Below are 15479 nucleotides of genomic sequence, written 5' to 3' on the forward strand. Positions count from 1 at the left end.
CGGATTCCGGACCGGGGCCCAGTCTCCCGAGCAGGCCCGGGCTCCCGAACAAGGCCGGGGTTCCCAAGCAGGGCCCGGATTCCGGACCGGGGCCCAGTCTCCCGAGCAGGCCCGGGCTCCCGAACAAGGCCGGGGTTCCCAAGCAGGGCCCGGATTCCGGACCGGGGCCCAGGTTCCCGAACAGGCCCGGGGCCCGGGCCGGTGGCTCGGGCCCCGGGCGGGGCGGTGTTACGCGCGGCGGGGCGGGGTTATGCCCGGTGGGGTGGCGTTACGCGCGGCGGAAGCTCAGGGTTTCACCCAGGGCGCCCGCGCGCCAGAGGTCTTGGCAGGCGTCGGCCATGTGGTCCAGGCCGTCGACCACCGAGCCCCAGACGATGCCCGGGACCCAGCCCGCGTCACCGTTGATAAGCAGGTTGTTCCGCTCGTAGAACAGGGCCAGGTCGACCACCTGGCGCTTGCCCTGGTGCTTGGCCTGGGTCTCGTAGCCGTAGGACTTCGTCCCCAGCTGGGTGTCGGAGAAGGTGAAGTAACACAGGTCCCCGGGGATGGGCGTGATCGTGGGGTTCTCCAGCGGTGGCTCCTCCGGGGCGAAGGGGGCCAGTAGCGCGTAGATCTCGTTCCGCGCGTACTTGGCGTGATAGACGTCACCTCCCAGCGGCAGCGCGTTCCAGACGGCCTCGCAGGTGATCGGTGCGCGGTCGTCGAGGAGTTTCGCGGTGCAGGTCACTCCGCGTTTGTCGAGCGAGACCTCGATGAACCGGTCGGCTCGGTCAACCATCGACATTCCTCCAGGTCGCTTCGGAACAGTCCTTACCCGTCCCTATCAGTCCTTCCCCAGGGGGCATACCCAGCATCGTCTGTATCAAGGGCTGGAAACGACCGGCATATATTTCGCTGGTTCGGGTAGTCGCGCGCCCATGGCTCCACCACGCGGGAAAGACATCGATAGCAGAACAAAAGGGGCATCCCGTCGATCGCTTCTGGTCGGCGGCGCGGCCCTTGGCCTGTTGGGCGCGGTCGGCTGTAGCCGGGTGTCCGACACGGACGCCAGAGATGGGGGCAATCTGCTGGAGCGCCTGCGGGCGCAGGGAACGGTCCGGCTGGGAATTGCGGGGGAGATCCCATTCGGCTACATCGACAAGAACGGCGACTTCACCGGTGAGGCGCCGGAGATCGCGAAGGTCATCTTCAAGCGGCTGGGGGTGGCCAAGGTCCAGCCGGTGCCGACCGAGTTCGGCTCGCTGATTCCGGGGCTCCGCTCGCAGCAGTTCGACGTGGTCTCCGCGGGGATGTACATCAATCCCGAGCGCTGCGCCCAGGTGATCTTTTCCGATCCCGACTACCGCATGCGGGACGCTTTCATCGTCCGCAAGGGAAATCCGAAGAACCTTCACAATTACGACGACATCGTCAAGCACAAGGCCAAAATGGCGACCGGTACCGCTTATGCCGAGATCGATTACGCCAAGAACGCCGGGGTCAAGGAGAGCGACATGCTGATCCTCCCGGACCAGCTGGCCGGTCTGCTGGCGGTGGAGCAGGGCCGGGCCGATGTGTTCGCGGGCACGACCGTGACCGTGCACAACGTGGTCAAGCAGCGGAACAGCCAGCGGGCCGAGGCGACCGAGCCGTTCCAGGCGATGGTCGACGGCAAACCGGACATCGGGGCGGGCGGGTTCGCCTTCCGGCCGGAGGAGACCAAGCTCCGCGACGCCTTCAATGTCGAGCTGCACAAGATGAAGAAGAGCGGTGAGCTGTTGCGCATCGTGCGGCCTTTCGGTTTCACCGAGGGCGAGATGACCGATCTGACCGCCAAGGAGCTGTGCAAATGACGGCCGGGCTGTGGGAACACTGGCTTCTTCCGGGCGTCTGGATCACGATTCAGCTGACCCTGTTCAGCGCGGCCTTCGCCGTGGCCATCGCGTTCGGCATCGGCATGGCGCGCACGTCGCCACTGCGGATCGTCCGCTTCTTCACCGGCGCGTACGTGGAGATCTTCCGCGGTACGTCGGCCCTGGTGCTGATGTTCTGGCTGGCCTTCGTGATGCCGCTGGCCTTCGGCTGGCAGCTCTTCCCGATGTGGGCGGCGGTGCTGGCCATCGGGCTGAACTACGGGGCGTACGGCTCCGAGATCGTCCGCGGTGCGATCGCCTCCGTCGCTCCGGCGCAGCGTGAGGCGGCCATCGCGCTCAGCTTCACCCCGGCGCAGCGGATGCGGCGGGTGATCCTGCCGCAGGCGATCCCCGAGATGATCCCGCCGTTCAACAACCTGCTGATCGAGATCCTGAAGGCGACGGCGCTGGTCTCGGCCGTGAACGTCGCCGACATCACCTTCGCCGCCCAGCTCTCCCGGCTGGCGACGGGTGAGAGTGCGCAGATCTACACGATCATCCTGGTGCTCTACTTCGTGCTGGCGTTCATCCTGACCCGGCTGATGCGGCTGCTGGAGCGGCGCGCCAAGGCCAACCTCGGCCAGGCTCCGCCCAAGGGTTCGCTGGTCACGCGCAAGCTGTCCGGCAAGCAGGAGGCCGAGCAGTCGAGCAACATCACCACCGCGGGAGGTGCCCAGTGAAGTGGGACTGGGACGTGGCCAGGGATTTCCTCCCGCAGCTGGGCCACGGGCTGCTGATCACGCTGGAGGCCACCGCCCTCGGCTCGGTCCTGGCGTTCGCGCTGGGGCTGGTGTGGGCGATGGCGTTCCGTTCGCCGACCCGCTTCGTACGCTGGCCGGTGTCGGCGGTGACGGAGTTCATCCGCAACACCCCGCTGCTGGTGCAGTTGTTCTTCTTCTTCTATGTGCTGCCGACCTGGGACATCAAGTTCTCGGCGCTGACCACCGGTGTGATCGCGCTCGGGCTGCACTACTCGACGTACACCGCCGAGGTCTACCGGGCCGGTATCGACGGTGTGCCGGTGGGCCAGTGGGAGGCGGCCACCGCGCTCAGCCTCTCCCGGGGCCGCACCTGGCTGGCGGTGATCCTGCCGCAGGCGATCCGCCGTGTGGTGCCCGCCCTCGGCAACTACGTGATCGCGATGCTGAAGGACTCCCCGATGCTCGCGCTGATCGGCGTCGTCGACATGCTGCAGAAGGCGCGGGGCGAAGCCTCGTCGTCCTTCCACTACATCGAGCCGTTCACGATGGTCGGCATCGCCTTCATCCTCATCGCCTATCCGGCATCACTTCTCATGCGAGCCCTGGAGCGTCGTCTTGGCCACTGAAACCGACCACACGAACCCTGCCGTGGACGGCAGTGAACTGATCCGCTTCGACAAGGTGACCAAGCGCTTCGGCAGCAACACCGTCCTGGACGACCTCGACTTCTCGGTCTCCTCCGGCAAGCACGTCACCCTCATCGGCCCGTCCGGCTCCGGCAAGACCACGATCCTGCGGCTGCTGATGACGCTGCTCAAGCCCGACGAGGGCACGATCAAGGTCGACGGGGACTACCTCACCCATGAGGACCGGGGCGGCAAGCTGGTCCCGGCGGGCGAGAAGCACACCCGCGAGGTGCGCAAGAAGATCGGCATGGTCTTCCAGCAGTTCAACCTCTTCCCCAATATGCGGGTGCTGCGGAACATCACCGAGGCCCCGGTGAACGTCCTGGGCCTGGACAAGGACGAGGCCGAGACGCGGGCGCGGGAGCTGCTCGACCTCGTCGGCCTCGGCGACAAGTGCGACATGTACCCGACGCAGCTGTCCGGCGGACAGCAGCAGCGGGTGGCGATCGCCCGGGCACTGGCGATGCGGCCGCAGGTGATGCTGCTGGACGAGGTGACCTCGGCGCTCGACCCGGAGCTGGTGGCCGGCGTGCTGGACGTCCTGCGGGACATCGCCCATACGACGGACATCACCATGCTGTGTGTGACGCACGAGATGAACTTCGCGCGCGACATCTCCGACGACGTGCTGATGTTCGACGCGGGCCGGGTCATCGAGTCCGGCCCGCCGGAGAAGATCTTCACGGAGCCGGAGCACGAGCGGACCCGGGAGTTCCTGAGCGCCGTGCTGTAGCGGCGTCCCGCCGTCCCGGGCGCGAGCCGCCGAGGGGGCGATATGGGCGGACTGGCGGTGGCACATGCCATCGTTCAACTTCCGCTCCATATCGCCCCCTTGGCGGCTATCGTGGAACGAAGCCGCCTTCCGCGGGCGCCCTGTGGGCTACCCCACGGCCGTGACCCGCAGCGACGGCGATGACGCAAGCGGTCACCACCTGCGAGAGGGGACGCCGTGGTGCTGGGGCCCGAGCCGATCACGCCGCTCCGCTCGGTGCGGCACGCCCTGCGCATCCTGGAGGTCGTCGCCCGGCACTCCGGCGGGGTGAGCCACACCGGGATAGCCCGCGAGACCCGGCTGCCGAGCGACCGGCTCACCGAGCTGCTGCGGATGCTGCGCCGCGAGGGGTACGTCGAGCAGATCGCCGACGGGGCGTACATCGGCGGCGCGTCCCTCACCCTGCTGGACACCGGCGCCCCGGGGCGCGGGCACGCCGTCGAGGACAAGCTGCAGAAGTCGCTCACCGCGCTCCGCGACTCGGTGGGCGCGGCGGTCTACTTCAGCCGCTATGTGGACGGCGAAGTCAAGATCACGCAGTACGCGGACGGACCGCATACGCCCAGGGTCAACGAGTGGGTGGACTTCCGCTCCGCCGCCCATGCGATGGCCGTCGGCAAGTGTCTGCTGACCCAGCTCGACCAGGACGGCCGCCGCGATCACCTCTCCCGCCACAAGACGGTGCGGCTCACCTCGCGGACGACGACCAGCGAGAAGGTGCTCTTCCGCAAGCTGGACAGCCAGCCGCCCACCGTGCCCGTGCTCGACCTGCAGGAATACGCCGTGGGCACGGTCTGCGCGGCCGTCCCCGTCACGGCGGGCCGCACCGTCGGCTGCCTGGCCCTGTCCCTCCCCCTGGAGCGCGCCCACCGCCTGCGCCATGCCGCCTACCTGCTCAACCGCGAGGCGGCCCCGATGCTGCTCTCGCTGACCATCTGATGTTGGTCCAAAGCACCCTTCCGGACCAGGTAGTATTTACGTCGTCAGCACGCGCCGCTAGCTCAGTTGGTTAGAGCAGCTGACTCTTAATCAGCGGGTCCGGGGTTCGAGTCCCTGGCGGCGCACCATGACATTGAATGGGGCTCCTCGATTATTCGAGGAGCCCCATTCGTGTTTCGGCTCACCCAAGTCCGGAGATCACGGCGACATCGTGTGACCGTGCTTCCTACGCCCTCGGAGGAAGGGACCGGGTCCCGGGTGGCGCAGCAGACGGTCCAGGCACAGGGGGGCGAGTGTCCGCGAGATCCGCGTCACCCACCTCGATGACCTTGTTGAAGAGCCAGATCAGGCGCACCGATCGCACCGCACCGAGAACTGCTGCGGTCTCCGCCAGCCAGTGCACCCCTCCCGGGTCCCGCTCCGTCGTGTCGAGCACAGTGGCCAGCAGACACAGCCCGGAGATCGTCAGCGTCGCGCTCAGAACGCTGACCCAGGTTGCGGAGGAATTGCGGGCCGAGGCTCCGGTTGGAGGCAACAGCCTGGAAGGTCTACTCGCCCGGGTGCGCTCCCGGTTCCCGGACATGCGGCTCGGCACCCCGACGTACGTGGAGGTCGAGGAGGCCCTCAAGCACGCGGGGTTCCCCCTCACCTACGACACGGAAACCGACCGTTTCCGCCCGCCTGCCCGTCCGGCCGTCTCCGGCACGAGCCGGCTCACCGGCACCCGGATGTCCCACCAGCTCTCTCGTCTCGGTCAGCCGGAGCGCCGGGACGGCTGGTGTCGTCGCCCATAAGACCGCGAGGACGGGGGCGGGACGCGAGCAGCGCGCACCGTGGGTGCTGCTCACCACCAAGCTGGACACGGCGGTCCAGCAGGGCGGTTTCCGCGCGCTCAATGTGGACGTCAGGCATCTGCGCGGCGCGGCCGACCTGATCGCCGCCGCCTTTCCCGTCACGCGGGTGGACCTCGCCGGGCTCTTCCTCGCGGAGTTCCGCGACCTGGCGGAGGAACACGGAACCGCCTGGCCCCAGGTACTCGGCGCTGACAGGTGTTTCACCCGCACCGGCGAGCTTCCGGGCGACCTGCGCTCCTACGTCTCCCGCGTCTGGTCCCGCGTGCAGGCCCGGCTGGAGGCCGTGGCTCAGGAGGAGAGCGGCACGGTGCTCTTCGTCCACACCGCGGGACTGCTCGCGCACTACTACGAGGCGGGCGGCCACGATCTCCTGGCCGGCCTGCAACGTTCCGCCCGGCGGCCAGGTGCCCCGCCGTACGGCCTGTGGCTGCTCACGCCCACGCGCAACCCCCAGGGCGTGCCGGTGCTGGACGGGCGCACGGTGGAGATCACCGGCGGCGATGCGGAGCGCGTGGTGCTGACGGAGTCGTATCTGCGGAAGCCCGAAAAGGAGCTGGAGCGCGCGGAGGAGCCGGTGGAGTCGCGGAGCGGTGACGCGGGGGTGACCCGGCTCGGCTGAGCTTCTGCGCGCGTCACCGCCTGATGTCGAACCGTCACCCGTGGGAGTGATCCACTACGGACCGCGCCCCAGCCACACATGCGCCCGGGAACACTGGCTTCCTCCAGGAAAGGGGTGCAACATGACGGTTATGGCAGAGCGCACGTCCCACATGCTGGTGGAGGAGTTCGAGCAGATCGCCTCCACCGCGCCCGAAACCGTCACGTTGGAGTTCATCAACGGGCGGATCGAGGAGAAGTGCGTGCCGGACGGGGATCACAGCGAGATCATCAGGTGGCTGCAGAAGCGCTGCATGCAGCACCGCCCCGATCTCTGGCTCTACGCGAGCGACTGTGGCTTGAAGGTCGAGGCGTACCGCAAGGGGCGTGCCCGCCCGGACGGCGTGCTGGCGCCTGATGGGCACTTCTCGGGCCATGGTGAGTGGTCGGACCCCGAGGGGGTCCTGATGGCCCTCGAGGTCACCTCGCACGACGGAGACACCGACCGACGCGACCGGATCGAGAAGCCCGCCGCCTACGCGGCCGTGGGCATCCCCGCCTATTTCCTTGTGGACCGCGACGCCTGCGCGGTCATCGTGCACACCAACCCCCATCGCGAGAGCGGCTGCTACCTCGATATCCACCGGGCGCCGTTCGGCGAGCAGGTCGCGCTTCCGGAACCCGTGAACATCACGCTCGATACGGAGATCCTGAAGAACTACGTCCGCTGAGTCCCCGCCGGGCGCCGAGCGCTTCGGTGGGCACGTGGACGCAGGACGGCGTCACGTGTCCGCACCGGGCCCCGGGCTCAACTCCGCTGCCGGACGCGTGAAACGGGCATGATGTCTCCGGCAGCAGGGCCGCCTGTCACGCGCTTCCGGTGCCATGAGAAACCGCCCGGCCCTGTCGCTTCGGGGCAGGGGCGACAAGGGCCGGACGGCGGTCTTCAGCACCGCTGCCGACCACTCGGGTAGCGGACCGGTGGTCGACACTCCGGGGCGTCATGGGGCGGAAGCTGCCCGTCCAGCGCGTAGCACAGGGCCGCGTGCAACTGCTCCGCAGCGGCAGGGGTCAGCCGCAGTTCGGTGACGACGAGATGCTGTCCGTCGCTGCTGATCTGGAGTGGCAGTGCGAGTACGTCGCCCTCGGTGCGGCGCAAGCCCCGTGCCGGGACGGGGCTGATCGTCCAGCGGGTCACGCCGTCTCCTCTCCACTGCCGGACGCCCTATGGTCGTCCGCCCCGTCCTCCGGCTCGGCCGGGTCGTTCTCCTCGTCGCCCGCGGGCAGTCGCCCTCCTCTGCTCTCAGCCACCCGAAGCGCGTCACGCAGCGCCTCACACAGCCGTTCCGCCAGGAAGCGGACCTCCCCGATGTCCGCCTTCCGGTCGTCGAGCAACGCGCGGGCGTGGCCGAGGAGTTCGGACCCCATGGAGAGTTGAAGAGCCTCAACTTCGTCCGCCCGGCGGCTCAACCGGCTGTTGGCTCCGGCCGGCGCCAGGTAGCACGGCCTGCCGTCCGGGTCCACGAGGACGCCGTGAATCCACTCCGGCCCCGCGTCGACGCCGTCGAGCGCCAACAGCAGGGCCCGCCGCCGCTCCCGTTGTAGCTCCCGCGTTCGGCGTTGTCGCTGATGGTGCTGTTGCTCGCCGGGGGCCGATCCACCAGTGACGTTGACCAAGCGCGCGGGCGCGGCTCGCCGACCTCGACGGTGCTGCGGATTCGCTCCGCCGGGACGTCAGGTTCGTGTCAGGTCAGCACTGACCTCATATGCGGGGGGGCACACAAGTGATCAAGTGGATGGCCCGGGCGATGACACCCGGGCCATTCAGCTTGTACGGCCGCCCCGTACCTCCAGCGTGCTCAGCAGGTCCCCGGTGGCGCTGGCGATCGTTTCGACCGCCTTGTCGAAGGCCTCGGCGTTGTGCGGGGCGGGCTGACGGAAGCCGCTGATCTTGCGTACGTACTGCAGCGCGGCGGCGCGCATGTCCTCCTCGGTGACCGATTCGGCGTACGGCGGGCGCAGTGTCTTGATGGATCTGCACATACCCACGACGGTACGCCGGGGGTCCGACAACGCGGGCGGCCCGCGCATCGCTCAGCGGTAGTAGCAGCCGCTGTCGAGGTCCTCGGCCAGGGTGGGGCCGCCGGGGGTCCAGCCGAGGAGTGCGCGGGTGACATCGCTGTCGGCGGCCATGTCCGCTCCGTAGAACTTGTTCAGCCAGCCGAAGTGCGCACCGGCCTGGTCGGCCGGGACGGAGGTGACGGGCAGGCCGAGCCCGCGTCCGATGGCCTCGGCGATGTCGCGGGTCGGGATGCCGGTCTCAGCGGCGGCGTGCAGGATGCTCCCGGCCGGGGCCTTCTCTTCGAGGGCGAGGCGCACGACGCGTCCGGCGTCGCCGCGGTGGACCGCCGCCCAGCGGTTGGCCCCCTCGCCGATGTACGCCGAGACGCCCTGGGCGCGGGCCGCCGCGACCAGCCCGGACATGAAGCCGGGGTCGCCGTCGCCGTGCACGGTGGGGGCGAACCGCACCACGACCGTGTTGACGCCGCGCTCCACGAACTCCAGCGCCAGGTTCTCGCCGCCGCCGCGCATCGAGTCGATGCCGTGGAAGGGGGAGGGGTCCTGCTCGGTGGCCGCGCGGCCGGGAGTGACGAAGGCCAGCCCGGAGGCGAGGACGAACGGCCGGTGCGAGCCCGCGAGGGCCTCGCCGATGGCCTGGACGGCGCCGCGCTCGGCCCGGTTGTTGACGGCCGGGTTGGCGAAGTCGTGCTTGTTGGCGAGGTGGACGACGGCATCGGCGTCGGCGGCACCGGCCCGGATGCCGCCGAGGTCGTCGAGGTCGCCGCGCCGCACCCGGGCCCCCTTGGCCCGGAGCGCGTCGGCGGAGGCGTCCGAGCGGGCGAGGCCGGTGACCTCGTGCCCGGCGGCGAGCAGCTCGGAGACGGCGGCGGAGCCGATCCATCCGGTCGCTCCGGTGATGAATACCTGCATGTCAGTGCTCTTTCGTGGGAGTGGGCCTGGCCTGGTCGAGGCGGGGTTCAGAGGCGGCAGCTGATCTCCATGCCGTCCTCGATGGGGAACGTCACGCATTGGTAGCCGTTCGCGGGGTCGCGTACGTAGTCGAGATACGGCTTCAGCAGCCCCTCGCCCTGGTCGACGTCGTCGGCCACGACGAGGGCGCCGGGCCGCAGGCGCGGTTCGAGCTGCCGCAGCACAGGCAGGCACAGGTCCTTCCAGCCGTCGAGCAGGACCAGCTCCAAGGGGCCTTCGACGTCGGCGAGGGTCTCCCGGGCGTCCCCTTCGAGGATGGTGATCAGGTCGTCCAGCCCGGTCTCGGCGAAGGTGCTACGGGCCGCGGCGATCTTTTCCTTGCTCATCTCGGTGGTGATGACGCGCCCGGTGCCGTTGTCGCGCACGGCGGCGGCCAGATGGAGCGTGGAGATCCCGAAGGACATGCCGAACTCGACCACCGTGGCCGGGCGGATGGCGCGGACCAGGTTGTAGAGCAGCTTCCCGCCATCGGCGGATATCGGCATGAAGATCCCGGACGCGGCGTCCGCCAGCTCCTGCGGTGCCAGCGACTCGATCGCGCCGGGCGGCAGCGAGGCGCGGGCGGTGGTCCCGTCCTGCTCGGCGAGCGCGAACATCCGGCTGAGGGCGGTCTCGACCCGGGGGTCGGCAAGCGTGTTGGTGTGTGTCATGACGGTTAGAGTAGACGCGACGTTGAGTCTTGTCTAGAACGGGGAGGAGCCCGCGGCGTGGATATGCTGTTCCGAGGAGGCGAAATGGCACGCGCGACACACACCGACCGGACGAGCGGCACCGGCGCGACGACGGCACCGCGCCACCACGGCAACCGGCACGGGCGCAGCGAACAGGCCCGGCTGGCGGTGCTGGAGGCGGCCGACGACCTGCTCGTCGAGAAGGGCTTCGCGGGCGTCACGATGGAGGGCATCGCGACCCGCGCGGGAGTCGCCAAGCAGACCATCTACCGCTGGTGGAGCACCAAGACCGCCGTCCTCATGGACGCCTTCCTCCAGGACGTGGCCGAGGACCTCACCCAGCAGGACTCCGGTGACCTCGCCATCGATCTCCGCGGCTATCTGCGCCAACTGGCCTGGTTCCTCGGCGCGTCCGACTCCGGCGCCGTCTTCCGGGCCCTGATCGCCCAGGCCCAGCACGATCCGGAGTTCGCCCGGGACTTCCGTTCCCGCTACCTGGACGAGCAGCGCCGCCGCGACCGCCTCCCGCTGGAACGGGCCGTGGAGCGGGGGCAGTTGCCGTCCGGGCTGGATCTGGCGGCCGAGATCGACCAGCTCATGGGCCCCGTCTACTACCGGGTGCTGGTGACCGACGAGCCCGTCGGCGAGGAGTTCACCGACCGGCTGGTGGATGCGTTTCTGCACCGCCATGGGCCGACGGCAGAAGACTGATCCGCATAGCTAGGGCCTGACCCAAACGACAGGCCCTAGACCGCCGCGCCGCCTTCCAGCATGAAGGTGCGCATGAGCGTGGCCAGCCGGTGGGGCTGGTCCACCGGGATCAGGGTGTAGCTGTCGGGGATCTCCACATGGCGGCCCTGCGGGAGCATGGCCGCCAGCCGGAGGCCGTGTTCCGGGGGCATCACGCGGTCCTCGGACGCCCAGGCCACCAGCGCGGGGCGGTCGAAGCCGCGCAGCCGTTCGGCCCAGCGCAGCAGCTCCGCGGCGGGTGGCACGCCGAGCACGTACTTCCGCAGGTCGCGGCGGATTTCCGGGGACGTCCACAGCGGCCGGAACCAGGCGTCCATGAGCTCCGGCGGCACCGGGCGTTTGGTCATCCAGCCCCAGGTCATCGGCAGCCGTCGCATGGGGTGGAGCTTGAGCAGGGTGAAGGCGGTGCGCAGACCGCCGGGGAGGCGGGCGGAGGTGTGCAGGTTCTTGCCCGGCAGGCCGGGCGGGAAGTTCTCGAACGCCTCGCACGAGGTGATGACCAGCCGCCCGATCCGCTCGTCGCGGCCGTCGGCGACGAGGGCCTGGGCGCCGCCCCAGTCGTTCATGGCGAGGGTGACGTCCGTGAGGTCCAGCCGCTCCAGGAACTCGGCGACCAGCCGGGCCACGCCGAGGACGGACAGATCGGCGTCGGGGCGCATGGGGCGGCGGTGGCCGCCTAGGGGGTGTCTTGTCGATCAGGCCGGATCAGCGAGCGGCGTCTGGTGCAGGGGGCACCTCCCAGCGGTAGCTGGGGGAGGCTCGCAACCCGCGTGAGGAGAGCGCAGGGGGCACCTCCCAGCGGTAGCTGGGGGAGGCGCGGAGTGCGACGAGCGCGGGGCCGCGAGGTGCCGCCCGCCGCGGCAGCGGCTGATGTCACAGCGGCGCCGGGAGCCCGGCATGATCGGCAAGACACCCCCTCGCGGCAGGGTGGGGACGACGCAGCGGATGCCGGGGCCGAGTCCGGCGACCACCTCGCGCCACAGCGAGCCGTCCATGGCGACGCCGTGCAGCAGAACGGCGACCGGGCCCTCGCCCCCGGTGTCCTCGTACTCGATGGTGCCCGCGGAGAGTTCCACCTCGTAGCGATGTGGCATGTGACCGACCGTACCCATCACCCCAGCCGCAGGCCGGTAAGGGTCACTGCCGGGGCGGCGGCGGTGTCGGTGTGGAGGGCGACGGCGGCGTGGTAGCCGGGTGGGGCGGGGAGGTCGGTGAGGGTCCAGCCGGGCGGGGTGGCGGCGTCGGCGGGGGGCTGGGGGGCGAGCTGGTCCGCGAGGCCGACGTAGTGGGTCCGCAGCCCGCCCGGCAGGCCGGTGCCGATGCCCTTCAGGTACGCCTCCTTGCGCACCCAGCAGCTCATGAACGCCCGCTCCCGCAGCTCCTCGTCCGGCAGCGCGGCGATGGCCGCGCGCTCGCCGGGGTGGAGCTGGCCGATCAGGCCGTCGAGGCGGTCGCCGGTGCGCCGGGGGTCCCGCTCCTCGATGTCGGCGCCGACGGGCGCGCCGCCCGACACCGCGTACAGGGCGGCGTCCCCGGCGTGGGAGAGCGAGAAGGCCAGGGTGGCGTCGCCCGCGAGGGCGGGGCGGCCGTGCGGCTTGTCGCAGTCCGGCATGCCGCAGGTTTCGCGGGTGAACTCGATGTCCGCCGGGTCCGTCCCCAGATATCCGCCGAGCAGCGTCCGCAGCCCCACGTGCGAGGTGATGTAGCGCTCGCGCGCCCTCTCGTGCCGCATCCCCGCGGCGCGCTCGCGCTCGCCCGCGTCCAGCAGCCGCTCCGCGACCGCGGTGGCGGCGGCGGCCGACGGCGGGAGGTGCAGCAGCCATACGGCGACCTCGCCGGGGCCGGGGCGGTCCTCCGGGCGGGGCGGCGCGGCGAGCGGGCCCCAGGGGTCGGGGGTGCGGGCGGGGGCGTCGGCAATGGCGTCGGGCTGGTCGTCGGCCCGGGCGGCCGCCGCGTCATCGGCCGGGCGTATGAGCGGCACTGTTCCGTTACCTCCGTTGGAGTTCATCCGTGTCCGCCGTCCGGCGTCCGTCCATCGACGACGGTACCCACCCGCCGCACCGGCAACGCCCGTGCCGCGACGCGATGTTGCCGTACGGGAACGCGCGGTGACTTCGGACACGTTCACTTCACGGCCGACCCGGGCACCGGGTGACACCACTACGATCGCGCACGACCGGGCACGATCTGTGATGGGGGTTTGCGATATGGCGACGGGATTCCTGACGAAGGCGGCCTCTGCGGCGACTCTCCCGGTGGCTCCCCTCTACGGCGCCTTCCTCTCGTATTTCATCTACCACCCGCCCCGGCGGCCGCATCATAAGAAGCCCGAGGACCTGGGCCTGACCAGTACCGATATCCAGGTGCCGCTGAACGGGAAGCCGCGCGGGCTGCATGTGTGGCTCTGCCCGGGCGACACGGCGCGGGTGGTGGTGCTCGGCCATGGGCTGGGGCTGAGCAAGTCGGCGAGCCTGGCACAGGCGCGGCTGCTGAACGAGGCGGGCTACACGGTGGCCATGTTCGACCACCGCAACCACGGCAAGAGCGTCTCGGACCCGGCGTGCTGGGGCATGAGCGACCGTCACACCGACGACGTGGTGGCGGTCATCAAGCATCTGCGCGCGATGGACGAGTACGCGGCGGCGCGCTTCGCCGTCTACGGCTTCTCCATCTCCGCCTTCCCCTCCTTCTACCTGCTGGGGCGGGCGGCGGACTGCCCGGTCGACGCGGTGATCTGCGACAGCGGCCCGGCGCTCGAACTCGCCCCCCTGTTCCGCAACTTCGTCGCGGCCGACGGGCTGCCGATCCCCGGCCCGCTGCGTACCGGGCTCTCCCGGAAGGCCCTGGAGACGGTCGCCGCGTCGGCGGCCCTGGCGATGCTGCGGGTGCAGTGGCCGCCGGCGGCGGAGGGGGCGTACGAGCGCACGCCGATGCTCTTCCTGGCCGGTGAGCGCGACACAATGATCCCGGCCGCGGGGGTGCACGCGCTGGGCGAGCGCTATCCGCTGGCCGAGGTGCACACGCTGCCGGACACCGACCATCTGCAGGGCATCAAGTCCCAGCCGGATGTGTACGCGGACACGGTGCTGGGCTTCCTGGAGCGGACGCTGAAGGACTGAGCGGCGCGGGCCCGGCCTCCCCACCGCCGAGGGGGGAGGCCGGGCGGGCGTCAGTCCTTGATCTCGGTCAGTCCTTGATCTCGCAGATGACGGCGCCGGAGCTGACGGAGGCGCCCGTGTCCGCGTTGAGGTTCTTGATGATCCCGGCGCGGTGGGCGTTGAGGGGCTGTTCCATCTTCATGGCTTCGAGGACGACGATGAGGTCGCCTTCGGCCACGGTGTCGCCCTCGGAGACGGCGACCTTGACGATGGTGCCCTGCATCGGGGAGGCGAGGGCGTCGCCGGAGGCGGCCGAGCCGCCCTTCTTGACCGCCTTGCGCTTGGCCTTCTTGGACGCGGCTGCCGGAGGAGCGGCGGCCATGCCGAGGGAGGCGGGCAGGGAGACCTCCAGCCGCTTGCCGCCGACCTCGACGACCACGGTCTCGCGCCCGATGATCTCGTCCTCGTCGGCGGCGGCCGGGGCGGCGGCGAAGGGGGGGATGGTGTTGGTGAACTCGGTCTCGATCCAGCGGGTGTGGACCGTGAACGGGTCGCTGGTGAAGGCGGGGTCGGTGACCACGGCCCGGTGGAACGGGATCGCGGTGGCCATGCCCTCGACCTGGAACTCCGCCAGCGCGCGAGCGGCCCGCTGGAGGGCCTGCTCCCGGGTGGCGCCGGTGACGATCAGCTTGGCGAGCAGCGAGTCCCACGCCGGGCCGATCACCGACCCCGACTCCACGCCCGCGTCCAGCCGCACGCCCGGACCCGACGGCGGGTCGAAGACGGTCACCGTCCCCGGCGCCGGGAGGAAGTTGCGGCCCGGGTCCTCGCCGTTGATGCGGAACTCGAACGAATGGCCGCGCAGCGACGGATCGGAGTACCCGAGGGCCTCGCCGTCCGCGATGCGGAACATCTCCCGCACCAAGTCGATGCCGGAGACCTCCTCCGTCACCGGGTGTTCGACCTGGAGGCGGGTGTTGACCTCCAGGAAGGAGATCGTGCCGTCCGTCCCGACCAGGAACTCGACGGTGCCCGCGCCGACGTATCCGGCTTCCTTGAGGATGGCCTTGGATGCGCGGTAGAGCTCGGCGTTCTGCTCCAGGCTCAGGAACGGCGCCGGGGCTTCCTCGACCAGCTTCTGGTGGCGTCGCTGGAGGGAGCAGTCGCGGGTGGAGACGACGACCACGTTGCCGTGGGTATCCGCCAGGCACTGGGTCTCCACATGGCGGGGCTTGTCGAGGTAGCGCTCGACGAAGCACTCGCCACGGCCGAAGGCCGCGACCGCCTCGCGGACGGCCGAGTCGTAGAGCTCGGGTACTTCCTCCATGGTGCGGGCGACCTTCAGGCCGCGTCCGCCGCCGCCGAAGGCGGCTTTGATCGCGATCGGGAGGCCGTGCTGCTCGGCGAAGGTCACGACCTCGTCGGCGCCGGAGACGGGGTCGGGGGTGCCCGCGACCAGGGGGGCTCC

Annotated in this window: 18 protein-coding genes, 1 tRNA gene and 2 pseudogenes; 11 read left to right on the top strand and 10 right to left on the bottom strand. The window is 70.2% G+C overall.

What is annotated here, in order from left to right; translation table 11 throughout:
• Positions 1-268: 268 nt before the first annotated feature.
• Complete coding sequence (locus tag ABZ370_RS43565) at positions 269-778, bottom strand: DUF3830 family protein (protein ID WP_358634013.1); 510 nt, start codon at positions 776-778, stop codon at positions 269-271.
• A 139-nt stretch (positions 779-917) separates the two neighbouring features.
• Between ABZ370_RS43565 and ehuB the strand changes: the two genes are divergently transcribed.
• From ehuB to ABZ370_RS43610, 9 genes are all read left to right on the top strand, one after another.
• Positions 918-1832, top strand: coding sequence for an ectoine/hydroxyectoine ABC transporter substrate-binding protein EhuB (gene ehuB, locus ABZ370_RS43570; protein WP_358634016.1), 915 nt, complete (start codon positions 918-920; stop codon positions 1830-1832).
• Positions 1829-2572, top strand: a complete 744-nt coding sequence (gene ehuC, locus ABZ370_RS43575) for an ectoine/hydroxyectoine ABC transporter permease subunit EhuC (RefSeq protein ID WP_358634019.1) — start codon at positions 1829-1831, stop codon at positions 2570-2572. Before ehuB ends, ehuC begins: the two co-directional genes overlap by 4 nt.
• Positions 2569-3219: an ectoine/hydroxyectoine ABC transporter permease subunit EhuD gene (ehuD, locus tag ABZ370_RS43580; RefSeq protein WP_358634021.1), complete on the top strand. Its 651-nt coding sequence runs from the start codon at positions 2569-2571 to the stop codon at positions 3217-3219. Before ehuC ends, ehuD begins: the two co-directional genes overlap by 4 nt.
• A 22-nt stretch (positions 3220-3241) precedes the next feature.
• Positions 3242-4012, top strand: coding sequence for an ectoine/hydroxyectoine ABC transporter ATP-binding protein EhuA (gene ehuA / locus ABZ370_RS43585; RefSeq protein ID WP_358634061.1), 771 nt, complete (start codon positions 3242-3244; stop codon positions 4010-4012).
• Positions 4013-4228: 216 nt separating this feature from the next.
• The gene (locus ABZ370_RS43590; protein ID WP_358634024.1) at positions 4229-4990 is read left to right on the top strand and encodes an IclR family transcriptional regulator C-terminal domain-containing protein; all 762 of its coding nucleotides are present in this window, start codon (positions 4229-4231) and stop codon (positions 4988-4990) included.
• 51 nt (positions 4991-5041) lie between these two features.
• Positions 5042-5118 (top strand) — tRNA-Lys (locus ABZ370_RS43595).
• Positions 5119-5415: 297 nt separating this feature from the next.
• Complete coding sequence (locus tag ABZ370_RS43600) at positions 5416-5784, top strand: hypothetical protein (RefSeq protein WP_358634027.1); 369 nt, start codon at positions 5416-5418, stop codon at positions 5782-5784.
• A 43-nt stretch (positions 5785-5827) separates the two neighbouring features.
• On the top strand, positions 5828-6463 hold the full coding sequence (locus ABZ370_RS43605; protein ID WP_358634029.1) for a hypothetical protein: 636 nt from the start codon (positions 5828-5830) through the stop codon (positions 6461-6463).
• Between the two features lie 121 nt (positions 6464-6584).
• Complete coding sequence (locus ABZ370_RS43610; RefSeq protein ID WP_358634032.1) at positions 6585-7172, top strand: Uma2 family endonuclease; 588 nt, start codon at positions 6585-6587, stop codon at positions 7170-7172.
• A gap of 215 nt (positions 7173-7387) precedes the next feature.
• Here ABZ370_RS43610 and ABZ370_RS43615 read toward each other — a convergent pair whose 3' ends face one another.
• The 5 genes from ABZ370_RS43615 to ABZ370_RS43635 form a co-directional block, all read right to left on the bottom strand.
• Positions 7388-7639 (bottom strand): hypothetical protein, encoded by a 252-nt coding sequence (locus ABZ370_RS43615; protein ID WP_358634035.1) that lies wholly within the window; start codon positions 7637-7639, stop codon positions 7388-7390.
• Positions 7636-8016 (bottom strand): hypothetical protein, encoded by a 381-nt coding sequence (locus tag ABZ370_RS43620; RefSeq protein ID WP_358634038.1) that lies wholly within the window; start codon positions 8014-8016, stop codon positions 7636-7638. Before ABZ370_RS43620 ends, ABZ370_RS43615 begins: the two co-directional genes overlap by 4 nt.
• Positions 8017-8265: 249 nt before the next feature.
• A complete protein-coding gene (locus ABZ370_RS43625) occupies positions 8266-8484 on the bottom strand; it encodes a DUF2277 domain-containing protein (RefSeq protein ID WP_358634041.1) in 219 nt (72 codons plus the stop codon).
• Between the two features lie 51 nt (positions 8485-8535).
• A complete protein-coding gene (locus ABZ370_RS43630; RefSeq protein WP_358634044.1) occupies positions 8536-9432 on the bottom strand; it encodes an SDR family oxidoreductase in 897 nt (298 codons plus the stop codon).
• Positions 9433-9479: 47 nt separating this feature from the next.
• Entirely contained in the window at positions 9480-10142 is a 663-nt protein-coding gene (locus ABZ370_RS43635; RefSeq protein WP_358634047.1) for a class I SAM-dependent methyltransferase, read from the bottom strand.
• A gap of 84 nt (positions 10143-10226) precedes the next feature.
• Here ABZ370_RS43635 and ABZ370_RS43640 point away from each other — a divergent pair, with 84 nt between their 5' ends.
• Positions 10227-10874 (top strand): TetR/AcrR family transcriptional regulator, encoded by a 648-nt coding sequence (locus tag ABZ370_RS43640; RefSeq protein ID WP_358634050.1) that lies wholly within the window; start codon positions 10227-10229, stop codon positions 10872-10874.
• Between the two features lie 35 nt (positions 10875-10909).
• Here ABZ370_RS43640 and ABZ370_RS43645 read toward each other — a convergent pair.
• From ABZ370_RS43645 to ABZ370_RS43655, 3 genes and pseudogenes are all read right to left on the bottom strand, one after another.
• Positions 10910-11596 (bottom strand): annotated as a pseudogene (locus tag ABZ370_RS43645) (alpha/beta hydrolase); the annotation flags it as partial.
• Positions 11597-11824: 228 nt separating this feature from the next.
• Positions 11825-12007: pseudogene (locus ABZ370_RS43650) on the bottom strand (alpha/beta hydrolase); the annotation flags it as partial.
• 17 nt (positions 12008-12024) lie between these two features.
• On the bottom strand, positions 12025-12894 hold the full coding sequence (locus ABZ370_RS43655) for a 4'-phosphopantetheinyl transferase superfamily protein (RefSeq protein ID WP_358634053.1): 870 nt from the start codon (positions 12892-12894) through the stop codon (positions 12025-12027).
• Positions 12895-13120: 226 nt separating this feature from the next.
• Here ABZ370_RS43655 and ABZ370_RS43660 point away from each other — a divergent pair, with 226 nt between their 5' ends.
• Complete coding sequence (locus tag ABZ370_RS43660) at positions 13121-14032, top strand: alpha/beta fold hydrolase (RefSeq protein WP_358634056.1); 912 nt, start codon at positions 13121-13123, stop codon at positions 14030-14032.
• A 67-nt stretch (positions 14033-14099) separates the two neighbouring features.
• Here ABZ370_RS43660 and ABZ370_RS43665 read toward each other — a convergent pair.
• The coding region (locus ABZ370_RS43665) for a biotin/lipoyl-containing protein (protein WP_358634058.1) at positions 14100-15479 on the bottom strand (1380 nt) is incomplete at its 5' end.

This window comes from Streptomyces sp. NPDC005962 (assembly GCF_040629205.1).
Taxonomy (GTDB): Bacteria; Actinomycetota; Actinomycetes; order Streptomycetales; family Streptomycetaceae; genus Streptomyces.

Excerpts from the sequence above, each read along its gene's own strand:
- ABZ370_RS43660 (WP_358634056.1), top strand. The coding sequence starts at position 13,121 with ATGGCGACGGGATTCCTGACGAAGGCGGCCTCTGCGGCGACTCTCCCG.
- ehuC (WP_358634019.1), top strand. The coding sequence starts at position 1,829 with ATGACGGCCGGGCTGTGGGAACACTGGCTTCTTCCGGGCGTCTGGATC.
- ABZ370_RS43635 (WP_358634047.1), bottom strand. The coding sequence starts at position 10,142 with ATGACACACACCAACACGCTTGCCGACCCCCGGGTCGAGACCGCCCTC.
- ABZ370_RS43565 (WP_358634013.1), bottom strand. The coding sequence starts at position 778 with ATGGTTGACCGAGCCGACCGGTTCATCGAGGTCTCGCTCGACAAACGC.
- ABZ370_RS43625 (WP_358634041.1), bottom strand. The coding sequence starts at position 8,484 with ATGTGCAGATCCATCAAGACACTGCGCCCGCCGTACGCCGAATCGGTC.
- ABZ370_RS43640 (WP_358634050.1), top strand. The coding sequence starts at position 10,227 with ATGGCACGCGCGACACACACCGACCGGACGAGCGGCACCGGCGCGACG.
- ABZ370_RS43630 (WP_358634044.1), bottom strand. The coding sequence starts at position 9,432 with ATGCAGGTATTCATCACCGGAGCGACCGGATGGATCGGCTCCGCCGCC.
- ehuB (WP_358634016.1), top strand. The coding sequence starts at position 918 with ATGGCTCCACCACGCGGGAAAGACATCGATAGCAGAACAAAAGGGGCA.
- ABZ370_RS43610 (WP_358634032.1), top strand. The coding sequence starts at position 6,585 with ATGACGGTTATGGCAGAGCGCACGTCCCACATGCTGGTGGAGGAGTTC.